Source organism: Desulfosporosinus acididurans (assembly GCF_001029285.1).
Classification (GTDB): domain Bacteria; phylum Bacillota; class Desulfitobacteriia; order Desulfitobacteriales; family Desulfitobacteriaceae; genus Desulfosporosinus; species Desulfosporosinus acididurans.
This window is the reverse complement of sequence record NZ_LDZY01000014.1, coordinates 1-23,051: the sequence shown is the minus strand read 5'-3', so window position 1 is coordinate 23,051 and position 23,051 is coordinate 1. Positions and strand designations below refer to the sequence as shown.

At 38.8% G+C, this 23,051-nt stretch carries 17 protein-coding genes, 1 other RNA gene and 1 other annotated feature; all 18 genes read right to left on the bottom strand.

What is annotated here, in order from left to right:
- Nucleotides 1–241: 241 nt before the first annotated feature.
- A non-coding RNA gene (gene ssrS, locus DEAC_RS22895) (6S RNA) lies at nucleotides 242–426 on the bottom strand.
- Between the two features lie 426 nt (nucleotides 427–852).
- Nucleotides 853–1,809, bottom strand: coding sequence for a bifunctional helix-turn-helix transcriptional regulator/GNAT family N-acetyltransferase (locus DEAC_RS17540; RefSeq protein WP_047811382.1), 957 nt, complete (start codon nucleotides 1,807–1,809; stop codon nucleotides 853–855).
- 310 nt (nucleotides 1,810–2,119) lie between these two features.
- A complete protein-coding gene (locus tag DEAC_RS17535; RefSeq protein WP_242847194.1) occupies nucleotides 2,120–2,956 on the bottom strand; it encodes a glutamate synthase-related protein in 837 nt (278 codons plus the stop codon).
- Entirely contained in the window at nucleotides 2,943–3,572 is a 630-nt protein-coding gene (locus DEAC_RS17530) for a DUF2975 domain-containing protein (RefSeq protein ID WP_047811381.1), read from the bottom strand. Before DEAC_RS17530 ends, DEAC_RS17535 begins: the two co-directional genes overlap by 14 nt.
- A gap of 206 nt (nucleotides 3,573–3,778) precedes the next feature.
- Nucleotides 3,779–4,468, bottom strand: a complete 690-nt coding sequence (locus DEAC_RS17525; RefSeq protein WP_047811380.1) for an aspartate/glutamate racemase family protein — start codon at nucleotides 4,466–4,468, stop codon at nucleotides 3,779–3,781.
- A gap of 49 nt (nucleotides 4,469–4,517) precedes the next feature.
- Complete coding sequence (locus DEAC_RS17520; protein WP_047811379.1) at nucleotides 4,518–5,702, bottom strand: aminotransferase-like domain-containing protein; 1,185 nt, start codon at nucleotides 5,700–5,702, stop codon at nucleotides 4,518–4,520.
- Nucleotides 5,703–5,745: 43 nt separating this feature from the next.
- Nucleotides 5,746–7,263, bottom strand: coding sequence for a MocR-like pyridoxine biosynthesis transcription factor PdxR (gene pdxR, locus DEAC_RS17515; protein WP_047811378.1), 1,518 nt, complete (start codon nucleotides 7,261–7,263; stop codon nucleotides 5,746–5,748).
- A 242-nt stretch (nucleotides 7,264–7,505) separates the two neighbouring features.
- Nucleotides 7,506–8,723 carry an MFS transporter gene (locus DEAC_RS17510; protein WP_047811377.1) on the bottom strand — a complete coding sequence of 406 codons (1,218 nt, stop codon included), beginning with the start codon at nucleotides 8,721–8,723 and terminating at the stop codon, nucleotides 7,506–7,508.
- Nucleotides 8,724–9,176, bottom strand: a complete 453-nt coding sequence (locus DEAC_RS17505; protein WP_242847193.1) for a MarR family winged helix-turn-helix transcriptional regulator — start codon at nucleotides 9,174–9,176, stop codon at nucleotides 8,724–8,726.
- A 103-nt stretch (nucleotides 9,177–9,279) separates the two neighbouring features.
- Nucleotides 9,280–9,582: a DUF2087 domain-containing protein gene (locus tag DEAC_RS17500; RefSeq protein ID WP_083996269.1), complete on the bottom strand. Its 303-nt coding sequence runs from the start codon at nucleotides 9,580–9,582 to the stop codon at nucleotides 9,280–9,282.
- A 237-nt stretch (nucleotides 9,583–9,819) separates the two neighbouring features.
- Nucleotides 9,820–11,259 carry a hypothetical protein gene (locus DEAC_RS17495; RefSeq protein ID WP_242847192.1) on the bottom strand — a complete coding sequence of 480 codons (1,440 nt, stop codon included), beginning with the start codon at nucleotides 11,257–11,259 and terminating at the stop codon, nucleotides 9,820–9,822.
- A gap of 404 nt (nucleotides 11,260–11,663) precedes the next feature.
- Nucleotides 11,664–12,881, bottom strand: a complete 1,218-nt coding sequence (locus DEAC_RS17490; protein ID WP_047811376.1) for a pyridoxal phosphate-dependent aminotransferase — start codon at nucleotides 12,879–12,881, stop codon at nucleotides 11,664–11,666.
- 106 nt (nucleotides 12,882–12,987) lie between these two features.
- Nucleotides 12,988–13,224 (bottom strand) — a binding site (T-box leader).
- Nucleotides 13,225–13,273: 49 nt separating this feature from the next.
- On the bottom strand, nucleotides 13,274–13,798 hold the full coding sequence (locus tag DEAC_RS17485; RefSeq protein WP_047811375.1) for a 3-isopropylmalate dehydratase small subunit: 525 nt from the start codon (nucleotides 13,796–13,798) through the stop codon (nucleotides 13,274–13,276).
- 15 nt (nucleotides 13,799–13,813) lie between these two features.
- On the bottom strand, nucleotides 13,814–15,100 hold the full coding sequence (locus tag DEAC_RS17480; RefSeq protein WP_047811374.1) for a 3-isopropylmalate dehydratase large subunit: 1,287 nt from the start codon (nucleotides 15,098–15,100) through the stop codon (nucleotides 13,814–13,816).
- Between the two features lie 579 nt (nucleotides 15,101–15,679).
- Complete coding sequence (locus DEAC_RS17475; protein ID WP_047811471.1) at nucleotides 15,680–17,272, bottom strand: APC family permease; 1,593 nt, start codon at nucleotides 17,270–17,272, stop codon at nucleotides 15,680–15,682.
- Nucleotides 17,273–17,869: 597 nt separating this feature from the next.
- The gene (locus tag DEAC_RS22345) at nucleotides 17,870–20,623 is read right to left on the bottom strand and encodes a PAS domain S-box protein (protein ID WP_161796467.1); all 2,754 of its coding nucleotides are present in this window, start codon (nucleotides 20,621–20,623) and stop codon (nucleotides 17,870–17,872) included.
- A gap of 499 nt (nucleotides 20,624–21,122) precedes the next feature.
- Nucleotides 21,123–21,653, bottom strand: coding sequence for a hypothetical protein (locus tag DEAC_RS17465; protein ID WP_047811373.1), 531 nt, complete (start codon nucleotides 21,651–21,653; stop codon nucleotides 21,123–21,125).
- A gap of 431 nt (nucleotides 21,654–22,084) precedes the next feature.
- A partial coding sequence (locus DEAC_RS17460) for an IS110 family RNA-guided transposase (RefSeq protein ID WP_047811372.1) occupies nucleotides 22,085–23,051 on the bottom strand: 967 nt, incomplete at its 5' end.

Below are 23,051 nucleotides of genomic sequence, written 5' to 3'. Positions count from 1 at the left end.
CTCCCTATAACTTTTAAATTGAATTTGAAGATTTTTAACAACAGCACCACAAGCGAATTCCAAATAGCAATGTGTTGAATATGTATAGCGATTTTATTATCTTCCGAAACACGTTAAAATACAAGATATCTTTGGTTACAATATCCAAATGGCGGAAAGATTTATCTAATTCCTTAAATATATTTCCTTAATAAGAAAAAATCCAGAGCATTTCGTTGCTCTGGATTACATTTCACCAATTAGATTCCCCGCAAAGCCGTTTAGATTATTTGGTTTTTAACCCCGCTCTCGCAGGTGGGCATTTTCACCCTACTTTTCAGTCTTCCTCTAACAGCAGAGGCCTGACCTAATCAGTAAGTTTCTCAAATTCCCGAAATTTCAAATAGGATCAAAACCAAATCAAATCTTCGCACATCGCAGGTTTCTTGGAAACTCATTATAACAAGGTTAAGTTCAAAAAGCAAATAGGAATTTATGGTTACTATATAATATTGCCTTCTATTCCAAACTTGACTCAGAGCGCACCGATGAGGATTTCAGTTATTGTGCTTAACCAAATAAATACATCTGCATATGTTCTCGACTTCTAAATAACTCTCGCTTGACTACCGGCTTGCTTTTAGCGTGGCATAGGCACTTTTTGCCGCTCTTTTATAATCTTGATAAATTCTTGAAACAAAGCTGATAAAATATCATGAACTTTATTGTATTCTAATTGCAGAGGAAATCTCAAAGATAAAGATAAGAGAAACCATGAAAAAGACTAAAAGCCGCCCTTGCTGTGGGGCGGCTTTTAAATTGAAGGCTTTGAAAATGCTTTGCCTGATTGCAAGCAGCTATTCTTCCAGATCTTCAGTTAGAAACCATATTCCCTAGAGGTAAGCTCAACTCATAGGTTTGTTCAATCAATTTCCTTCCCCACTCCTTATTTTCATGTTCCGCCACTTTCTTAAATCCTACGTTCATGTACATTTTGATTGCGATTTTTTGGTCATCTGTAGTTTCTAGAAATACCTGTTCATATCCTTTCTCCTGACAGTATTTCACAGCTTCATTTAGCAGAGTGTTTCCCAAGCCAATTCCTCTGAATGATGGATGAAGAATGAACCATCTTAACTGAGCTCGTGTCGCAGAATGTCCAATAATAGCAATGGAGCCAATTATTTCTCCATTCGCTTCTGCAAACCAGAATCTATCCTTTTCCACGTTGTAATTATTAAACATATCGAAAATCGTTTTGCAGACATATCCTTCAAACATATAGTTATATTTACATTCTTCCGCATAAAACCTTCCATGAAGATGAATTAAATAACCCACATCTCCCGGTCTCAATTCACTGCGAATTGTAATCTTTTCTTTGATTTTTATAGGTTTTCCTGAGAAAGCGTTTTCGACAGTTTTCATACTTTCTACAACACTCATTTTATCTCGTTCTGGCAGACGGCTGATTAAGTTATAGATTTGGTCATTAGACAAATCATTCAACTTTGAAAGAGTATTTTTGCCTTTATCCGTAAGGAAAAGGTAATATAACCGACCATCTTCCGGGGACTGTACTCTGTATATAAGGCTATCATTCTCAAAGCGTTTTATTATTCTGCTTAGATAACCTGGATCAATTTTTAACTCTTCTATCAATTTCTTAGCTGTACAAACTTCCATATGTTCAATATCGTATAAAACCCGAACTTCTGCAAGCGAAAATTCGCTTTCATAAATATGCTTGTCCAGTAATCCCAAAATATTAGTGTAAAATCGATTAAATCTCCGAATGATATGTATCAAATTCATGTTCCGCGAATTCACGATGCACCCTCCTCCATAATATAAGGCATTTAAATAGATATGATATCATTGTACTAATTTATTTGACTTTGTCAACTATTTTTAGAAAAAATAACCACAATTTACCTCTTTGACCATCATCTAGGCTGTATCAAGACATCCGAAAATGCCCAAACTATATATCACCGTAAAAATGTTTACATTGAAAGGTAAAAGGGCACCTTACATTCCAAATTATGAGGGGGGGTTGCTGACTGTTTTGTGGCAGTCTTGCAACACCCCCTTCGCTCTCAACCCCAATTCACTTATTACTCCATTTGTTAGATGTAAGTCAACTATTTAAGATTTTTTTAGCAAATTCGTCTTGAAAATCCGTAATAAAGGGGATTCCGGTTTCGCGCTCCGTCTCTCGATTAGCGGAAGAAATATCCGTTCGGGCAATTTGCTTGAGTGAGAACTTTCGTGCTCCCGCCATAAACTGCTGAAGCCCACCCGCGAGTTTATCGGCTAAAGTCCAAACTGCGATAGCGCCGTAGGGAATTTTCTTCATGGCATCAGCGCCAACCTTACTTTGAACATCATAATAACCTGCAAAGATTTCCTCTGCTTTTGAGCCATGCTCAAGAACATTTTTCGGCAGGACGTCCCAGTTTCCATTTACCTGAGCTCTGCGTTCAGGATTAAGTACACCTTCAATATTTGAACCGACAAAAGCTGGGATCATTACCCCTCTTCCCATACAGACCATTTTGGTAAAGGGAGCTCCTAAAGCCAAAGCCTTGAAAATGTGGTCTTCTCTGGCTAACCCGCCGGCAAAGGCCATATCAACCACTTTGTGTCCTTTAGCAGCTAAAATCGAAGCATATTCATAAGCTTTCGAATGCAGAAGGATTGAGGGGACTCCCCAAGTTTCCATCATGTTCCATGGACTCATTCCAGTACCGCCGCCGGAACCATCAATAGTTAATAAATCAAGGTGAGCTTCTGTAGCTAATTTGATAGCGGCAGCTAATGCTTCCATTCCATAAGAACCTGTTTTCAGAGAGATTCGTTTGTAACCTAATTTTCTAAGATACTCGACTGATATAGCGAAATGATTAGAAACTAAAACGAGCATAAATATCAGCAAGCTCAAAATGTAACTTTTAGGCAGTTTATAATTTTGCATTAAACTCATCCTGGAGGAACACACCATATTTGAATAAGTCGGCGATAACAAGAATAAACCCTCCACTTAATACACCACTTAAGATACCACTTAAATGGACATTTGCTAAATCCAAAGTAAATATTTTGGTTACAAAAATTAAGTATAAAAGGCATGATAAGATATCCACAGCAACCGAATAAAAAATTAACACATAAGCAATTTTTTTAATTCGTTTGACGTTGCGAATTACATATGGAGCTTTATCGTTTGCAATAGAATTTAAAAAATCTGCAGCTTGTTTTACACCATAAATTATTAAAGAGACTTTAACGAGCAATAAAAACATGCTGGTTAAAAATGCATGTTTTGCAACAACCATGCTATTTTCTAACGGCTGTAGAATGTTTAAAGGCATATTAATAAAGAATGACGAGCTGCCTGTTAATCTATAGGTTATAGACCAGTCTATAGTGCCTTTTACGACGTTAAATTTATCTTGAGGAGCAAAAAAGAAATAGATAAAACCTATCATTGCTGCTACGAAGATTATTGCCCCAATAACAAAGATAATCTCCATCACTATGTGAATAGAACCTGCTCTTTTCTGTAGGCTTTCTAAATTATCTCGGCTCACATATATCCCCTCGCTATCAATAATTTTTTCAAGTCATACGGCTCTTACTGCTCTCTGGCGTGGCGGTCTTACTTACCAGGCATTTAAGCATATCATAATAATTCCACTATTATCATTCATTTCCTGCAACAAAAGCAAAAAGGAGCGTCCAAAAACGCTCCTTCACAAAACTGATTTCCCTCTTGGTATGGAAAGGCTGTTCCTTATTATTTAAGAGCTAAGTTTACAGCCTCTTTAGCATGAAGTACGGTTGTATCAAACAATGGTACTGTCGAGTCCTCGGGTTTAACTAATAGACCAATTTCTGTACAGCCTAGAATAATTCCCTTCGCGCCCTGCTCAATTAGGTTCTGAATAATTCGCTTATAGTTAGCTCTAGATTCTTCTAAGATTTGTCCTAAGCATAGTTCGTTAAAAATCACATCATTTACAATTACTCTATCTGTTTCCTGAGGAATCAAAACCTTGATGCCCTGAGCCTCTAAACGTGATTTATAAAAATCTTGTTCCATTGTATATTTCGTACCCAAAAGGCCAATAACCTTGATTCCCTTCGAAATAACTTCTTGTGCTGTGACATCAGCAATGTGCAATAAGGGAATATGAATGCCTGCCTGAATCTCATCAGCAACTTTGTGCATAGTATTCGTACAAATGATAATAAAATCAGCACCGGAGGCTTCAAGACTATGAGCAGCACCTGTCAGAATTTGAGCAGCCTTTTCCCATTCGTCATTTCTTTGGCAGATTTCAATTTCCTCGAAGTCAACGCTGTAAAGAACGCATTGAGCGGAATGCAGACCTCCGAGCCTCAGCTTAATTTCTTCATTAAGAATACGGTAATATTCAGAGGAGGATTCCCAACTCATCCCTCCAATTAAACCTATTGTTTTCATAATAATCTCCCCCCTTGATTCCCTCCACTGTTAGCAGCACTATCCCAAATTATACAAACTGTTTTAAAGTTTCTCCAAGACATTTAATACCTTCAATTATCCTCTCCTCAGGCATGTTAGAATAATTGACCCTAAAGGTGTTCTCCTTTCCGCCGTTAGGAAAGAACGAACCACCCGGCACAAAGGCGACTTTTTTTTCTAGACTTTTTTCCAAGACGTCTCTGGCATTAACGTTCGCGGGCAGCTCTACCCAAGCAAATAATCCCCCTTGAGGTCTCGTAAAGGTTACACCATCTGGAAATTCCTTTTCCATAGCTTGGACCATTATAGTTTTCCGTCTCTTATAGACCTCACGTATGATAGCAATATGTTCATCAATATCATACAACTCAAGGTATTTGGCAATTTCCCTTTGGGCAAGGGTATTGCTTTGCAAATCTGTCCCTTGCTTAACAAGGACATACTTCTCAATAACCGACTTTTCACCTGCAACCCAGCCAATTCTGTAGCCTGGACAAAATGTTTTGGAGAAAGTTCCATAACAGAGCACACAACCGGCCTGATCAAAGGATTTAACAGATGGCAAATTTTCGCCTTCAAACCTCAGTTCTCCATAAGGATTGTCTTCAATGATCATAACATTGTGCTTTGTTGCCGCCTCAACCAGATATTTTCTTCTCTCAAGACTCCAGGTCCTTCCCGTTGGATTTTGAAAGTCAGGAATGATATAAATTAATTTCACTCGTTTAGTGTTTGTCAAAATTCTATCCAGTTCTTCCGGTATCATCCCCTCATCATCAGTAGGAACCTCGACAAACTCGCAGCCATATGCTCTGAAGGCACTTATAGCTGCAAGGTATGTCGGACTTTCACATAGGACAATATCTCCTTCATCAAGAAAAACTTTACCTGTCAGGTCAAGAGCCTGCTGAGATCCGTGGGTTATCAGTATATTTTCTGTATCGAAGCTAGTCCCTAACCGCTGATTCATTCTTTGGGCTATCCATTGCCTGAGTGGATTATATCCTTCAGTAGCTGAATATTGTAATGCTTTTGCGCCTTCTTCCTCAAGCACAATCCTGCATACTTCTTTGATTTCTTCTACTGGGAAAAGTTCTGGTGCAGGTAAGCCTCCGGCAAATGATATATACTCCGGTCTCTCAGCAACCTTTAAAATCTCTCTGATCTCAGACGCTTTGATGTATTCCATTCTCTTTGCATACTTAAAATCCATACTAACTCCTCCTTCATCTCACTAAAAATAAAAACCAACTATATTAAACAATGGGATTAATCTCCAGTGCAGGATAAACGTCGCAATAATTTTGCTCATCTATTAACTCTTTCATAGCTGCACATAACCTTTGAATCCCATCTGTAATATCTTTAAGTTCTTCAAAGGTAAAGTTTAAACGTATATAATCGTCACCCTGCCCCGAGGTGAAAAAAGGAGTTCCCGGAACAAAAACCACTTTGCGTTCTGCCGCTTTGGTAATCAGTTTTGCTGCCGAAACGCCGCTCGGAAGTTTACACCAAATGTAGTAACCTCCTCTAGGCATATTCCATAGCAAATCTGACGGCGCATTTTTAGTCAGTGCATCGTACATCGCATCTCTTTTTTCTCGATAGTCTTTACAAAGCCTGGGAATATGCGCTTCAAGTCCCCCGCTTTTTATAAACTGTTCAATTATCCATTGGGATAAACTACTGGAATGCAAATCCATAATTTGTTTTGCGGCAGCAAATTTTTTTATAACCTTTTTATGCGCCGTCATCCAACCCAATCTCAAACCTGAATAAACAGTTTTGGAAAAGGTACTTAAATAAATAACATAGCCTTCATTATCCATTGCTTTCAGCAAAGGAAGTGAATGACCTTCATAACAAAGGTCTCCATAGGCATCGTCCTCAATAATCAAAACCTTATATTTATAGGCAAGTTCAATCAGTCGTATCCTTCGTTCCAACTCCATTTCTGTCCCTGTAGGATTGTGAAATGTTGGTATTGTGTAAATCAATTTTGGTCTGTACCTTTGTAATAACTGTTCAAGCAAGTCGACTCTCATGCCCTTTTCATCAATCGGAATTCCCATGACTCTGGCGCCGATGGATTTGAACGCCTGAATCGCGGGGAAAAATGAAGGTTCTTCGACGACAACGATATCCCCTGGATCAAGGATCATCCTTGCTGCCACATCCAGACCTTGTTGTGAACCCGAAAGAAGCATGATCTCATCATAGCTGCAATATACACCACGTTTATGCATCAAACCGGAAATAGCCTCACGTAACGATCTGAAGCCTTCTGTAGGAGAATGAAGCAAAGGCTTATAATTTCTGCTTTCAATTAATTCTTTCTCGATGCCAAGAAAAGCATTTAGCGGCCCGGTTTCCGGAGAAGCCATTCCTGTGGCAAAAGAAATCACGTCTTTCCTGCTTGCTAAGGTTAATAAGTCCTTTAGAATATAGGAATCAAAATCATTGGCATGATGACTAAAAATCTGATCCCAAGCAGGTTCTTGTGAAGTGAAATTGAGTAAATCCGACTCGTCCTGAAGACAGGAAAGGACAACAGTTCCATTTCCAACATGAGAACCTACCAATCCTTCAGCTTTTAACTCGCGATAAGCGTTTAAAATCGTCGTCCTATTGACGCCAAGACTTTGAGCCAACTTCCTTTCAGGCGGAAGTCTGAAACCAGGTGAAAGCTCACCGGCTATAATCATCCTACGTATCTGCTCAAAAATCTGAATATAAACAGGTGTATGATTTTCTCTATCAATGACTAGCCGCATACCAAATCACCTCATTGGATTCATCCAATTTAATTATTTACCTAAAACAATTCCAAATCAACTACCAATACCGAAAGTATTTATTCAGCCAATTTTAATAACGTACTTCAATGATTAGTATTGAACTAGAACTAAACTAAATATCGAGCCACTTTAGGGCAAAAAAAACACTTAGATTCCCGAGAATTGATCCCGGAGTCTAAGTGAGTTCTGTTTTCGGAACAATCTCCGATATTTTTAATTTAACTCACATTTTCCAACAAGTCTTCATCATTGATATTACTATTCTTTTCCTTCAATAGTCTAAAACCGTATACCAATAAGAAAACAACCATAAAGATATCAGAAAATCGATACATTATAGCATAACTCTTAATTTCTGCAATGAGGCTTAATACTATTGAACCAATGGTAAAGCTTAAGTCCATTGAGGATAAGAACGTTCCATTTGCCGCACCTATACGCTCAACTGGTGATCTGTTTACCGCCCAGGCCTGTAATGATGGCTGAACTGCACCATATCCAAACCCGTAAAATAGTGACGAAATAACCAGAGTAGTAACAGAATGTACGTAAGAGAGTATTCCGAGTCCTATGATCATTGATATTGCTCCGGGTATAATTACTACAGCATGACCTTTTCTGTCAAATAACTTTCCAACAAAAGATCTTGTCACTAAAATCATTGAGACATGTCCAATAAAATATATCCAAATGTTAGATAACTTTATTTCTTGACCATATAACATGATATAACTCATAATTCCGCACAAAGGAATTACCAATAAAAAACAAAGAAACGATGGAAACAACGCCCTCTTTTCAAATAAATCTCTCAGTACAATAATATTTTCTTTTTTATGTCCTACCCTTTGGACCTTATTGTGAGGAATCTTCAATAATTGTAATAATAGCATTGCAACACCAACTAGAATTATAGAAAACGCAGCGACTACATTGAACTTATAACTATTCATAACCATAATTGCGATAATTGGCGCCAAAGACATCGAAATTATCATAGATAGTGAATAATATCCCATTCCTTCGCCTCTAAGTTTACCGGGAACCATTTCCGAAACTACGGCAGCAATAACTGTAGATGACATTCCCCAACCAACCCCTTGAAGAATGCGTACAACTATGACTGCCGATATTGGGAGGAACATATAAGAAAAAGTGCATAAAGCTAAAATAAAGAGACCAATTACTAAAAGCGGCTTCCTATTCACTTTATCAGCTAGATTTCCGGTCACTGCCCTACATATAAGCGAAGATATAGAAAATCCACTAACTACTAGACTAGCTTGTAAATTACTCCCGCCAATCTGTTTAGCAAATGCAGGTAAAGTCGGTACCAATAAATAAAAAGCAATGTAAACAAATAAATTTATGATTAAAATTAAGGTATACCTTTTCGTCCAAAGTCTGTCCGAAGATTTTAAATTTAGTCCTTGCAATTATTTCTCCACCTTTTCTTGAATAGTAATATTTCTGTTTATTTTCAAGAGAACACGTTTATATGTTTCCATTTCCTCATCCGAGATTCCCTCAACTATTGTTGCAAATAAATTTTCAAGAAGAGGTGTCACATGCTTCTTTAGGTTTATTCCTTTCTCAGTCATTTGAACACTAAATGCTCTTCTATCCTTTTCATTAGGTTTTCTTTCAACAAGTTTTTTCCTTTCTAAAATATCCAATATCCTTGCCAAAGTAGGTTGATCCTTATCAACATTTTCGGCCAATTTCTTCTGTGTGATTTTATCTTGCTGTGATAATTTCAATAATACAATCCACTGCTCAAGAGTAATATCATACAATTCAAGTTTTGAGTTTAAATAGCGCATTATTAGTTTATTGGTTTGATTTGTCAGTTGTCCTACCGATTCATCATAAGTTGTAAACATATACATACTGATACCCTCATTTACTTGTTTCAACAATTATTGTTATACTAATTGTATTTCAGAGGATAACTAATGTCAACAACATATACTAATTTGATATGCTTTCAGTCTAGAGTAGATCCTCTCTTCTCCACAATTCCGGAGGATTCATTTCATAGATCCCATTCTCTCGATACATATAGTTGTTGATAATAAACTCACGCCGAATAGTAGCGTAATCCGGATGATATTTTTTAATATGCTCGTTAATCTCTTTTTCCAAATATCTTTGCCCAACAATGAATCCCTCTAATATGCGTTCCAATACAATTAATTTTTTCTTTCGTTGAACAGGAATCTGTTTTAATTTGCCATCAGCCGTAAAGAAATTCCTAAGAACGGTCTCTCTTTCTCTTTCTTGTCTAATATTCATTAAATTTTCTCCTTGTTCTTCTCCACTGAGTGTGCGGGTGACTGATTATATCAATAAATAAAAACGGAGCAGTAAATTGCTCCGTTTAATAATTGTATCGCTTAACACTCCGGTTTTTCCATATTATCATCTGCTGGCCACCACCAGAAGCCAAACCCAGTATTTCGGCATTCTTCATTTCACAAAATCATTCCATTCCCGCGAATCATGCCCAGCATATAATCATTATGACCATATCTATTCCGCCTTGGTATAATCGGTATAATCAGGTTTAAACCATTTTATCTCTATACTTTTTCTGCCTTTTTCATCCCGAGGGTTACATTGTATATCATCAGCATTTATTGGATTCATATTTAAGAACAAGTAGGTACTCGATGGATCATTGACATAAAACGTGAGTCCGCGAACCTCATCTATTGACGGAATACTTGAACCTAAGACTTGATCGTCTATGGTATTAATATTGATGTAGGTCTTACCGTTTAACTGGACGAGTGAATAATGTACATGTTTTTGACTTCTAGCATAATCCAACAAGCGGGAAGTTCGAGCAACTAATATTTTTCCATCATCATTGTAACTTTTCAATAAATTAAGTGTTTTAACTCCTTCCGGAGTAAAAGGAAAACCTGTATTCCCTTTACCTAAATGTTGGGTCACAATCGAATACTTATCTTCTTGAACAAGCTGATCCAGCCTTGTTTTTGTAAGTTGCCGTGATATAAATTGTGTTTCCCAAGTCCAATTAATCTTACCTTTAGTTCGTTCATTCGTATAACGATGGAAACCCCAGACCTTTTGACCATCACGTAAATGAATTGGAAACAAAGGGTCATCCCAGCTAAACTGATTTTCCCCCATAGAATCCCAAACATAACGAATCCCATTCTTAAGCGTCAGGTCTGTATGATAGTACGGCGATTTAGGGTTATCCCCTTGCTGGTATTTAAAAAGATTATGAGAATTATAAATTCCGAAGTTCTGAACATTCGTTTCAGATCCATGGTTAATCCAAACTTCAGGTTTAAATCCACTCTGGTTCATTGCATTCCATGCGGCGACAGCTAAAGCGCGCGTGAATTTAATCGAGTGATCATTTCGTGAAAAGTCCCCAAAGGTATGCAAAGAATCAATCCACCCAACTTTAAAATAATGGACTATTTTCTTCGCGTCTTTAAGCTTATTTGGATCAATGCCTTGGAAATAGGACATTGAATAGTCAATAGTGTGTCCTTCTTTATCAACTTTTTCTTTGGTGTCATTCGCGATATATAGCCAGGAGGAATCTCCAATATCCAATCCTAAACCTTGCCCATAGGGAGTTTGTTCCTTAGTATTTAGAAATCTATGATACTCTTCAAACTCCCCTAACGTAGTCATGTCGATATCTGAAGAAATAGCTAACATGGCCTTAAAAGGATAGGGGAATTTTCTCAGTAAATCTGGATGTCTCGCTGAAGCTGCTGCTTGGAGAGCAGTTTTAACTGCGTCGGGAATTTTGACTGTTGAGGACTGGGGCGTTACGGACATCGCATTACTGTTCGTCATTTTTCCGGTGTGTTTAAATGTTATTAAGCAAAGAACGATTACTAAGAAAGCAAATGCAATTAGCCCAAATCTATTTCTTCGTCGACGTCTCATCGCACGATGCCAAGCTTCAGAATGCTCTATCACTTAATTATTCCTCTCTCGCCTATAATGATATAATTACGGATACTTAGCTAAGCCCCTCAGCGTAGAATTATTATAAAAAGCTCTAAGAAATCCTAAACTTTTCAGAATAGTATTCTCCATTAATTTTCAATATCCTGTGTACAAATTTTCTAACTTCAAAAAAATGGATTTACACTCGCTTTGTTAGCCCGCATACCCAAGCATAAAAGTAAATACGGAAACCGTATAGGTGTATAACACCTAAAAAAATGTCGGGATACAGAAGCATCCCGACTTAATCTTACCGATCATATCATAATATTCCCATTGCCTACTGCTTTGGCTGACCAGTTTTACCTAGGCCTTTCTCTATCAAAGTTCATTTTACAGAGCAGCAAAAACCAGAATTGGACTTCAAAAGTTTATCATGCCTGCCGATACCCGTCCAGAAAATCGCCTAGGCGGTCACAGGCAATTTTTAATTCCTCGATTTTGGGTAAATATACGATCCGGAAATGATCAGGCATAAGCCAGTTGAATCCACGCCCATGAACCATAAGAATGTGTTTTTCATGCAGAAAGTCCAGGATAAATTTTTCATCATCCGTGATATGGAACCGTTTGGTATCAATCCGGGGGAAGACATAGAAAGCAGCTTTAGGTTTTACCGCCTGAAGACCAGGAATATTGTTTAAAGCCTTGACTATATAGTCGCGCTGCTCATAGATCCTTCCTCCAGGTAAAAGAGTGTCGTCGCATGTATGGATGTCTGAAAGGGCTGCTTTAATGACGTACTGCGATTGTACATTTGAACACAACCGCATAGATGATAGAATGTTTAACCCGGCAATATAGCCGCGTGCCTGTGACTTGTCTCCGCTCAAGCACATCCATCCGCAGCGGAATCCGGCGATCTTATGGGATTTTGAAAGGCCGTTCAGAGTTACAACAAATAAATCAGGAGCCAATGAAGCAATGGATGTGTGCTGAAAACCGTCCATCATAAGTCGGTCATATATTTCATCGGAGAAAATAATAAGGCCGTGCTGCCGGGCAAGTTCTACAATCTGTTCCAATATTTCGACTGAATAGACCGCACCGGTCGGATTGTTCGGATTGATAATAACAATGCCTTTTGTTTTGGGGGTTATTTTTTTGCTTATATCCTGTATATCCGGATACCATTCGGACTGCTCATCACAGATGTAATGGACGGCTTTTCCACCTGCCAATGTGACGGCTGCCGTCCACAGCGGATAATCGGGGGCAGGAACGAGAATCTCATCTCCATTGTCGAGAAGTCCCTGCATAGCCATCACAATTAATTCGCTGACACCATTGCCGGTATATACATCATCTACCCCAACATGCGGTATTTTTTTATATTCACAGTAATTTACAATTGCTTCACGAGCTGAGAGAATACCCTTGGAGTCCGAATATCCCTCAGCATTGTGCAGATTTTCAGTCATCTCGTGAATTATTTCTCCAGGAGCATCAAAGCCAAACGGTGCAGGGTTGCCGATATTTAAACGCAAAATATCGATGCCTTGACTGCGCATGCGCTCTGCTTCCTCCAGCACAGGCCCACGGACATCATAACAGACATAATCCAGTTTCTTTGACATATTGAATGTTCTCATAACAAATCACCCTTCTACAATATTTTTTGCAATCGCCCAACAGATCGCTGCTTTTACGATAAACAAGCTAAAACCCATAATAAAAAGCCCTAAGCTGTTTTAATCAGCTTAGGGCGAAATAGCATATCCGTGTTACCACCTAAATTCAGAGGTTACTCTGCACTCTGCCGGCACAAAATGCCGCTTCCGTTATAACGGTCGGAACTCCGGTAAAGCTTACTGGTAGATATATTCGGCTAAACAGCTCAGAAATGGCTTCCCTGTTTTCTTCACGAAGATTTTCACCAACCATCTTCTCTCTGCGCATATTAAAACAAGTACTATTTTTCGTCACAGCTTTGTGTATTTAATTTTTGCCATTATAGATCATGCGTTTAAAAAAGTCAATACAATCAATAGTTTTTATCAGCGTAACCGACCCAGCCCTCTTCTTTAACTAGAGTTTTGTCAAACTCGCCGACTTTGAAATCTATTTTTTCTGACTGGTCTGATGAAGTTACAACAATCTTATCGTTATCAATGTCAATGGTTATTGAAGTGTCTTTGCCTGCATAGGTCTCAAAAAGATATTCGATCTTATCCTTTGGTAATTCGATAGCAAACATACCGCAATTGTACATGTTCTGTCTGAATATCCTGGCAAAATTTTCAGCAATCACGACATTGATTCCATTAACTTCCAAAGCCCAGGGGGCATGTTCTCTGGAAGAACCACAACCAAAATTAGCTCTTGTCACAATGACTGCTTTGTCCTTGACATCTTCTTTATTTTTAAATCCGGTAAGAGACAAATCCTCTAATAGATAAGGTTTTAAGGCCTCTTTAGTGATTTCAGTAAGGTACTTCGCTGGAATGATTTCATCGGTATTGATATCACACCTATCCAAGAATAGGACTTTTCCGCTAAATTGTTTCATTGTTCCCTCCATTACTCACGCTTTATATAATTGCGAATTAGTTATTTTTCCTTCGAGCGCTGAAGCTGCGGCTGTAGCAGGACTCATCAGATGAACGGTACCGCCCTTGCCCATTCGGCCATTAAAGTTCCGGTTTGTCGTCGAAGCACAAACCTCACCAGCAGCAAGAACTCCATTGCTCATGCCAAGACATGCACCGCAGGTTGGATTTGTAACACAAAAACCGGCGTTTTGGAAAATCTCAATTAATCCTTCTTTTAAGGCCAGCGAATAAATAGCCGGAGTTGCAGGACTTACAACGGCACGCACATCATCACTGATTTTTTTGTCCTTAAGAATACTTGCAGCAATTCTCAGATCTTCGATACGGCCATTGGTGCAGCTCCCTATATAAACTTGATCAATTTTGCTGCCTGACATTTCCTTAACGGTTTTTACTTGGTCCGGTTTGTAACCAAACGTAACCATCGGTTCTAAATTGGTAACATCATATTCATAGACCTTCTCATAAGAAGCATCCTCATCAGAAACCCATTTGGTGTATTCTTTCAAGGCGTCTTCCTTCGTTTTAAATTCATCTTTTATGAATTCCCATAAATACTCAACGGTTGTCATATCCGGGTAACAAATGCCACAAGTGCCTCCGGCTTCAATGGCCATATTGCAAAGAGTCATACGTGATTCCATGGACATGGCATCAATGACCGGTCCTGTAAATTCTATGACCATGTTTGTAGCACCGTTTACAGTCAATTCTTTAATAAGAAAAAGTATCAAGTCTTTGGCATAAACGCCGGGCTTTAAAGTACCCCGAAGTACAAATTTAAGGGTTTTCGGAAAGTGGAAAGCACAAACACCCTTAAGAATTCCTACTTCCAAGTCGGTCGTACCGACACCCGCAGCAAAAGCTCCAAAAGCTCCATGAGTACAGGTGTGAGAATCCCCCATAATCACTGTATACCCAGGTCTTACAAATCCCTTTTCTGGAAATATGGCATGACAAACGCCATTTCTTCCGATGTCAAAAAAATCTTTGATACCATGCCTTTTAGCCCAATCCCGCAGTATCTTTCCCTGTTCAGCCGTTTTAGAATCTTTGGCAGGTGTTACATGGTCTATGACTGCTTTAATTTTCGTGGGATCAAAGACTCTGTCCATTCCCCTTGCCATAAGATCTGTGATGGCAATCGGCGTGGTAATTTCATGACAAAACACCCTATCCAATTTTAAAACATGCGTATCTGGAAAAGGCATGTTTACCCTATGTGCGTCAAATATTTTTTCAGCTATTGTTTTACCCATTTTCTTCTCCTTGTTTTTCATCTAAATCTTTAAAATTGACTGGTTGTATCAAATGTCTATACTCATTTTACAACAAATTGTTATAGTATAAAAGTCAAAATTTCCGACCTGTTTAAAAAACAATTTCACAAGACAATTTACCATCATTGCCCCAGTGTCAAGCTTACCCACAGAACTGCAGTTTTTTCGACATGATATGCTATAATTAATTGGATCGTTATCATTTAAACCTTATGGTTGATGTGTTCGGTCCTTTTATTATTTGAATTTTTGTCAAAAAGAGAAACTGATTTGATTATATCCTTAGCGATTGTTTTTCTGGTTTTTGCTTTGATAGCATCTAAGCCAGAGAGCATTTTTAATCATTATTAATTGTTTACTTTTCCTATCCGGAGCCTATTTATGCGTAATGAGCTTTATGTAACTTACCTTACGTACTCCGCCAGCACACTATCCTCTATTTCCTGTATTAAGAACGCTAAAAGAGCGCCCATAGACGCTCTTTTAATTAGCAATTTCGAATTCTCTCAAACTAGTGAACTCATCTATAACTTTCACCCCAACCAGCCCATCAAGCTTCTAAGCCAGCCTTCTGCGATTTTTGTCCCTTGCTTGTTCATCAACAACGTTCAGTATTTCCTCTGTTGGGAATGCGCTGGCACTTCCCCAGAAGTAGAAAATAACTGCTCCTATCATCGCGACAACTTGATCCATGGGGTATTTGATAAAGTCTTTGCCTCCGAACTTAGAGCTTCCGAGGTAGCTGATAGCAATCATGAAAACCATATAAACCACGAGCCAAATGCCAGCTTTGATATGCTTACCAATATTTGTCCGTAAATCAGGACGAACTAGCAGAAAACCGACAAATAGTATGAGGCCAAAGAGATTGGCAAGCATTACGACCGAATCGGTTGCCCAACCACTCCAATAGATGATCATAGTGCTAACGATAAAAGCAATACCAGCCACAAAACTGAAACCTTTAAGAACAAACGGGCGGTGAAGTCCGGGAGCGGTACGCCGAAGAGCTACAAGGCTAATTGGACCAATCATATACGTGAAGACAACTGCTCCTGAAACAACACCGACTAATTTTCCCCAAGAAGGGAAAGGGGCTGTCCAAACCAAGGCTAGCACTACAGTCAGCCAGAGAGCAGGCCGTGGAACACCCGATTTAGCATGTACTTTCTTAAATACTTTCCACCAAAAACCATTTTCCGACTGGGCCATGATCAAGCGTGAGGTTGTCCCCATGTAAATGTTACCAGTCCCGGCAGGAGAGATAACTGCATCTGCAAAGAGGATTGCAGCGAGCCAGTTAAAGTTAAGAAGCATGGCTAACTGGGCAAAAGGAGATCGGAAATTGATATGCCCCCAACCTTTCGCCAGTTCACTCGCAGGTAAAGCCCCAATAAAGACAGTTTGTAAAAGAATGTATAAAATGATACCCAAGCCAATCGCGAGACCAATCGCTAAAGGGACATCACGCTGAGGATTTTTAGCTTCTCCAGCCATTACAACTGCTTGACGAAAGCCAAAATACGAGAAAATAATCCCACCAGAAGAAATAGCTGTAAACACTCCTGGTACACCAAAGGGAGCAAAGCCACCCGCGGCCATATTCCCAGCATGGAACTGAGTTAACAGGACAATAACAGTTAAAGCAGGAGTCAGGAATTTCAAAGCGGTTATGATAGTATTACTTTTAGCAAAAGCCTTTGCACTAAGATAATTGAGGAAGAAAAATATAACGATTAAAATTGCTGCCAAACACCATCCGGCGGCCGTCATCGCGCCTGCAGTGTTATTATAAAGTGATGGCACATAATAACTAGCATACTGAACAACCGCTTCTGCTTCGATGGCAATAACCGTTGAATCGGCAAGTATGAGGGCAAAAGCCATCATGTAACTGACGAAACTTCCATGAGAGTACTGGCAATAACGTACAAGTCCTCCGGATTCGGGAAGCATGGCACCTAATTCAGCATACACTAAAGCAATAAACATAACCGCAACGCCACCGCCGAGCCAAGCGAAAATTGCCGCTGGGCCGGCGAGATTACCCGCCTTCTGCGCGGCGTACAACCATCCGGAACCGATTATGGCCCCTAACCCCATCATTGTTAAATCAAGCAAACCAAGTTCTCGTTTTAGACCTTGCCTCATGCAGTCGCTTTGTCCTGATTTTTGCGGACAAAGCAATTCACCTCTTTTCTTTTTAATTTCTTATCAATAAAAGTACAATTATAATGAAATACTTCTAATGATTTTTAAGCTATTATACAACTGAAACCAAAAGTAAAGAAACATGCTCGCAATCGTATTTTTTTATTGTTAGAAATAGTTAAAATTTTAATTATAATTTAAAAAATGGCAATTTATATTCCATACAATGGGATAATATCAAATTTAAGCAATAATTTGGTTCGAAATATATTACAAGTCCAATCATCTTATATATAACACTTTACGATTTATATTTAAAATTATAATACTAAGTAATTATTTGGTATTATTTTGGTTAGTACCTACAAAAGAAGGCATTTGTTATTTAATAATCAAATTGACATAATACAAAATATTAAAGACCATAATCTTTAAATTGTACCACAACAATGCAGAGAAACCGCCAGCAATAATTTGCCGGCGGTTTCCCTTAGCCTTTATCCACAAACTCCAATGACTCATTTTTCTAATTGATATTGAACAACAGATTCCATATAACTCTTTGTGGGTTGGTGTTTCTAACAACAAGTTATAAAGTTATTTGCTAGCAATAGATATAGTTGAATTTTGATTATTCAGCTCTGATCTTTTGCTATACGCCATTTCTAAATTCAGCATTTCTTTGAGTTTTTCAAGATCAAGCGGTTTTGCCAAATGACAATTAAAACCTGCTTCCATACTCTTTTTCAAATCTTCCGGTTGGGCGTATCCTGATAGGGCAATCAAGTAGATACCTTTGAGTTGATTATCCAGTCGTATATTTCTGGCCACCTCATACCCGTTCATTCCCGGCAACCCAATATCACAAAATACCACATCTGGTTTGAAGTCTTTCGCCGCGGATAACCCCTTGATTCCATTTGGGGCTGATATCACTTCATGCCCTAAAAACCGGAGAAGGGAACATATGATTTCTGCCACATCTTCGATATCGTCAATTACTAAAATCCGTCGAAAAAACTTCACATTGTTTTCGGTATGATCCTTTATCTCATTTTTACTCTCTTGCTTCGTAAGTAAAGGAAGACTAATGACAAATTCTGATCCTTTACCAAGTCCGTCGCTATGACCTATAACATTACCCCCATGTAACTCCACCATGCCTTTGACGATGGCTAACCCCAAACCAAGTCCTCCGCTGCTGCGATCCAGTGATGTATCCGCCTGAATAAATGGCTGGAATAAGTCCGGTAACTGCTCCGGTTTGATTCCTAACCCATTGTCTTTTACGGTAATAACCGCTTTATTACTTTTTTCATCTTTGAAAACATTCACTTGCGTTTTTCCGTCTTTACCCGTAAATTTTAGAGCGTTATGAAGTAGGTTTCCAATAACTTGGGTTAATCGAGCCGGATCAGCTTGCAAGAAAATTGGCTCGCAAAAAATATTCCATTCTAAATTCACACCTTTTTCCGCATACATTGGTATAAAATCTTTTACTGTCTTCAAAATAAGATTATTCAGCTCGATTTGCTCTATTTTTAGTTTAATCATATTCTGAGAAATACGAGTAACCTCCAGGAGATCATCGACGAGACGGGAGAGTTGGATTGTTTGCCTTTCAAAGATTTCTTTTGCTTGTGAAGCTTGTTCTGAATCCGGAGCTGCCAATTTTAGAAGAGAAAGACTCATCATCATTGAGGCCAGCGGATTCCTTAATTCATGAGAAAGACTGCTGATAAATTGGTTTTTATAATGGTCGGCTTTTTCAAGTTTCGCAATAAGTTCGTGAGCATTCTTCTCACTCTCGCGAAGCGCTGCCTCAGCTTTTTTGCGTTCAGTGATAATTTGAGTGGCAATGGCAATGCCTTCAGGTATATGAGTAACCGTGGCTCGAAACCAGTCATCAATCCCATCCGCATGGTAACATTCTTCAAATTCCATAACCTGCCCGGTTTCCACCGCCTCCTTGTACATCGTAAAAAAGCGAGTCTGGGGAAAGGTAGGCCAGACCTCGGTCATGCGGAGACCGACGAGTTCTTCCGGTTTATGTCCCGTCGTTATCGCAGCCTGGACATTCTGATAAACGTAGGTGAAATCAACCAATTCGCCCTGATAATTATAAAAGGGCTTGAGAATTGTAAAGCGATCAAGGGAGTTTTCCTGAACAGCTCGGAAGCGTTCTTCACTTTCTCGCACTTTCTCTTCCACCCGCTTACGCTCGGTGACGTCATGATTAGTTTCAAGTACAATATGTTTCCCGCGATCAGCCAAAATAACCTGATGCCTTGTCTCAATGATAAGTTTCCTGCCATCTTTGGTAGTATGTTCTACGATACCATTCCAATACCCATCTCGCTCCAGCATAGAAATAATATTGTCAGTAATGCCAAAATGTACGGTTTTTAAGAGCTCGTGGCTGACACAACCAACTGCTTCTTTATGACTAAAACCGTACATCATTTCTGCGCCCTTATTCCAATATGTTATTGCTCCATTTAAATCCCAGGCAAAAATAGCTTCTGTTGAAAGGTCGAGTAATTTTAGGTGACGTTTAAACAACTCATTCTGCTGATTCAGCTTTATATTTTGTGATTCAATAATCTTTATCTGCTCTTCTATTTGATTCCTAGTTGCAACTTTTTCAGTTATTTCCGTACAAGTCTGATATATATATTTAAGATTTCCATTTGAAAATATTGGAACTACCGAGCCATCCCAATAAGTAATTCCTCTCTCATAGTGATCATATTTAAATTCATTATAATATTGGGGCATTCCAGTTTTCATGATAGTTAAAAATAACTGTTCTGAATTACTTCCCATATATCCAGGTACACTTTCCCATAATGACAAGCCAATGCATTTTTCTATTGTATTATATGATTGATCCATAAATTCAAGATATTTTTCATTTGATTTAAGCAAGATTAAATCAGGTACACTGTAAATGGAACAACCTACAATATTATCTTTGAATAATTGTTCTTCAAAAATGAGTTTATCATCAAGTCTTGAATTCGGCTTTTCAATAACAGTATAAATTAGATTGTTTGATTCTCGACCCGATAATACAGATATTATCACCTCTCTTACTTCGAAGGATTTTGTAAATATATAACATTCTATGTTGTCTTTTATATCAATTTGTTCAAACTTCTTTTTAGATAGCCTTAATAGCCCGGTAAAAACTTCTGAAATGTCTTTACTTTCAAGTTCATCCTTTGAATATTCAGTTAACTCAAGAAAGCCGCTGCCTATTTGAGTCACCTTAGAGGCAGATGATATGAGGTACGAATTATCTTTCGTATCGATTGTGAACACTTCAGCTAGCACTTTTAATTCCTCCAAAATCAAACATTTGATTCGGTTCATATTTTATGAATTTTAATCGACAAAGATAATTATAGAATACATAACCCGCAGAACTTGTTAAATCTTGTCCAAGTTTCCTATAACCTTATGTCGAAGATGAGATAAGATAATTAGAATTTAGAATTTATACTAAATAACTCATTTAGCATCACATAGGGATAACGACCATTTGATTTTGTATTCGTTCGACGGTAACCGGAACTCCATAGGCCTGTGCGATATTTTCTGCAGTCATTACCTCGAAACCGCCGGCTGCGAACAAAAACTTCTATGCTGCCATAAATAAACCATGAAAATCTGCCCCTTCTTTAAGGCAAGACCTTCATGGTCATGTTCTAAATATAAAGTTTTCTGCGCATCAAATCTTTTTAGGTCATTCAATGAACCCTTTCAAATCCTGTTCTACCCAAAATGCCCCTTAGTTTCAGATGTTTCTTGACCTAATTCTCTTTGAAGGTGAACTTTTGCTTATTTTTTAGAGTAATGCTGATTTCTGTAAAGAACGATAAACGCTCTTCGTAAGGATTCCTGCTACGATGGTTCCGACTAAGGTAGTTAGCGCAGAAGACAAAATGGCAATTTTCCAATCAAGATGAAAGACATTTATCAAGCCTATCGTAACACAAAAGTTACCAATAACAGTACAACCTAACATAGCTATCAAATGATGACTTAATTTTTTCATAGACAACTGAGAGGCAATTAATGAATACGCAATAGAACCCAGGGTATTTGCAAATAAGAAGAAAAATGCCAGGGGGGAATAAGCAGTTGCCATAGCTACAAAAGCTTCCACTAATCCGGCGATAATACCTGCCGGTTGTTTGTACATCAAAACTATTAAGCCCGTAAAAAATGCCCAGCTGGTTCCGTTAAGCAGCAAAAGGGTCGGATCTAAGATACCGTCGATTCGCCCTGTTACCTGGTCCATAATCAGAAATACAATACCGATAATAACAGCTCCCACAAGTGCTTTGGTGTCAGTCCTCAACAATTTTTCTTTCACTTTATTCTCCTCCCTATAATATCTTGATATTTTCTTTAGATATCTCGTATTTTCATAGAATTCCTAGCTAACCAAATTAGCTCACCACGGATAGAATTCGCATAAAATGTCTAATTCGGAGAAATTGGATATGGCAAAGCCAACGTCTACTATTTGTGGATATGTTGGCCGTTGTAAACCCATGATTCTCACGGTGGTAAACCTCCCATGTCTAACAGGGTCAAGATTATAAATCTGCCCTAAATTCCTTCGTTCCACCTATCCATGATTGGGTGTCAGTTATGCTCCTCTACCGAGTCCTTGCTCTAATGGAAAAATATGCGACTGACTACCAGCTCTTTTGTTTTGCTAGGTTACCTGGATTGCTCGCTTCTGTGGTGACGCTTTAACCCACAGATCGTTTGTTTCTTATGGTTTCGCTGCTATTCTAATTACGCTGCTAAATGCTCAACTGGACGATGAATGTCCTTAATTAGCTTTTCTGGATCGTATTCTGTACCTTTTGTTAATATTGCATAGAACACCCGAATTAGTTTACAGCTTAAGGCAATTAGTGATTGTTTCTTCTTCAGGGGATTCTTGATCCTTGTTGTGTAGTAGTTGTGTATCTCTGCAAACTCTGCGTTTTTTGCGACTAGCGGCATCACTGCTTGAAATAGGATTGCCCTCAGTCGTGCGCGGCCGCGCTTACTGATCGTGGTCTGTCCCTTGTGCTTACCTGAGCTGCTTTCTCGTAAGGCTAAGCCCGCAAGCTTTTGGATCTGCTTTGGAGAATTAAAGCGTCTAATATCTCCAACTTCGGAGAGAAAGCCTGCCACGGTAACAAGGCCAACACCTTTAATTTCAAGTAACTTCGCTACTTCTGGTATCTGACGGCACAACTCATCGATGGTTTCTATGACTGCCTGATATTGTGCTGTTTTAGTGTGATAGTCTTGGAGTAATAGCTGAATTTCCATTCGGGAACAAGACTCTCCTTCGGTGCAACCAATGCTCTTCTGAGCAGCTTCATACAGGCTCTTAGCCCTTTTCATTCCGACTGCTCTCAACTTGTTGTCTCTCCAAATTCGGTTTATTCCTTCTACTCCAAGTCTTTTGATATCCCTAGGTTGCGGGGCAACTTGCAGAACCAGCATGCTACTTGTCGCATCAAACTTTCCAAACACCGTTTCATGCTCGGGAAAGTAGATTTTCAGCCACCTCTGAATGCGATTTTTTATACTGCTCATTTCCTTTTGGATGCGCATTCTGCAAGCCATCGCTATTCGCAGTTCTGCATAGATCCCCTCCGGGATATAGGGCTCATTGTATCTCCCCTCGATGACCAGCTTAGCAATTGTTTTGGGGTCCTTAGCATCCGTTTTGCTGGGGTGGTTGTCATCAAGCTCCTTACTACGC

Bases quoted from the DNA above. Each gene is read 5' to 3' on its own strand.
- DEAC_RS17535 (WP_242847194.1), bottom strand. From the start codon at position 2,956: ATGCAAAATTATAAACTGCCTAAAAGTTACATTTTGAGCTTGCTGATA.
- DEAC_RS17525 (WP_047811380.1), bottom strand. From the start codon at position 4,468: ATGAAAACAATAGGTTTAATTGGAGGGATGAGTTGGGAATCCTCCTCT.
- DEAC_RS17520 (WP_047811379.1), bottom strand. From the start codon at position 5,702: ATGGATTTTAAGTATGCAAAGAGAATGGAATACATCAAAGCGTCTGAG.
- pdxR (WP_047811378.1), bottom strand. From the start codon at position 7,263: ATGCGGCTAGTCATTGATAGAGAAAATCATACACCTGTTTATATTCAG.
- DEAC_RS17505 (WP_242847193.1), bottom strand. From the start codon at position 9,176: ATGTATATGTTTACAACTTATGATGAATCGGTAGGACAACTGACAAAT.
- DEAC_RS17500 (WP_083996269.1), bottom strand. From the start codon at position 9,582: ATGAATATTAGACAAGAAAGAGAAAGAGAGACCGTTCTTAGGAATTTC.
- DEAC_RS17490 (WP_047811376.1), bottom strand. From the start codon at position 12,881: ATGAGAACATTCAATATGTCAAAGAAACTGGATTATGTCTGTTATGAT.
- DEAC_RS17485 (WP_047811375.1), bottom strand. From the start codon at position 13,798: ATGAAACAATTTAGCGGAAAAGTCCTATTCTTGGATAGGTGTGATATC.
- DEAC_RS17480 (WP_047811374.1), bottom strand. From the start codon at position 15,100: ATGGGTAAAACAATAGCTGAAAAAATATTTGACGCACATAGGGTAAAC.
- DEAC_RS17475 (WP_047811471.1), bottom strand. From the start codon at position 17,272: ATGAGGCAAGGTCTAAAACGAGAACTTGGTTTGCTTGATTTAACAATG.